Source organism: Paracoccus sp. DMF (assembly GCF_004407025.1).
In the GTDB taxonomy this organism is placed as follows: Bacteria; Pseudomonadota; Alphaproteobacteria; order Rhodobacterales; family Rhodobacteraceae; genus Paracoccus; species Paracoccus aminovorans_B.
Window position 1 is genome coordinate 1 of record NZ_SOKV02000133.1, and the last position, 1,394, is coordinate 1,394.

Below are 1,394 nucleotides of genomic sequence, written 5' to 3' on the forward strand. Positions count from 1 at the left end.
GTGGAGATGGGGTGGATGCCGCTCTCCCCCTGACGGCATCGCGATGTGCCATACTCGTGGTGTCGAAGCACAAGCTGAAGGAGAGGGCATCCATGGGAGAAGTTACCATCATCGGCGTCGATCTGGCAAAGAACGTGTTCCAGGTTCACGGCGCTGCAGCGAACGGGTCTGTCGTGTTCCGCAAGAAGCTGTCGCGGCCGCAATTCGCGCGGTTCATGGCGGATCATCCACCGTGCGTGGTGGCGATGGAGGCCTGTGCCAGCGCGCATCACTGGGCGCGAGAGATGGCGCGGGACGGACATGAGGTCCGGCTGATCGCGCCACACTACGTGAAGCCGTTCATCAAGCGGCAGAAAAATGATGCGGCCGATGCGGAGGCGATCGTCGAGGCGGCGCTGCGACCGACCATGCGGTTTGTGGAACCCAAGACACAGGAACAGCAAGCCCGAGCGGTTGCGTTCCGGACGCGCGAACAGCTCGTGAAGCAACGCACCGAAGCCGTGAATGCGCTAAGATCGCATCTCTACGAGTTCGGCCATGTCGCCCCCGTGGGGATTGGCTATGTACCGCGCCTGGAACAGGTCATCGCAGATCCTGACGCCGACATTCCCGATCTGGCGCGCGAGATCTGCCGGGTGCTCCTCGACCAGATCAACCAGCTGACCGACCGGATCGATGCGCTGAAAGCCAGGATCGCGGCCTTGTCGAACGAAGCGGAAATGCCGCGCCAGCTGCAGACGATGCCGGGTGTCGGCCCGATCACAGCCCTGGCGGTCGAGACCTTCGCACCGCCGATGGAGCAGTTCCGCCGAGGGCGCGACTTCGCCGCTTGGCTCGGCCTGGTGCCGCGGCAGCATTCCACCGGGGGTAAGCAGAAGCTGGGGAAGACCTCGAAGATGGGGCAGCGCGACATCCGGCGGTTGCTGGTCATCGGCGCTACAGCCGTGATCCGCTGGGCCTCGCGCCGCGGTGCGCCGAAGGGGTCGTGGCTGGCGAGGATGCTGGAACGCAAGCCGGTCCCGGTCGTGGCCGTCGCCCTGGCCAACAAGATGGCGCGTGGCATCTGGGCGATGTTGACGCGCGGCGAAAGCTATCGTGGTCCAGTGCTGATCGGCGCCTGATCGGGCACCGAATGGGCACTCGGGCCACCGAGTTGTGAGGAAGTCATGATCTGAATGGGCACATGATCGACATGATCCGGATCGGGAAAACCAGAAACCTTCTCCGAGCCTCGAGCTCGCTGTTGGAGATTTGGACCCGGTCCGCGTATCACCATCCCGGCCAGCGGCGCCATGTCAGCCGCACGAACAGGCCTGACAAAAGTACGCACTCGATCACATGTCCAGACGTTCAGAAAATCCTTGCAAACCGAGCGGCATCCACAAAAGAAGGTT

The 1,394-nt window shown here is 63.2% G+C and carries 1 protein-coding gene; it reads left to right on the forward strand.

Features of this window, described 5'->3' with window-relative positions:
• Positions 1-92: 92 nt before the first annotated feature.
• The gene (locus E3D03_RS20725; protein WP_263568523.1) at positions 93-1,121 is read left to right on the forward strand and encodes an IS110 family transposase; all 1,029 of its coding nucleotides are present in this window, start codon (positions 93-95) and stop codon (positions 1,119-1,121) included.
• The last annotated feature ends 273 nt before the right edge of the window (positions 1,122-1,394 follow it).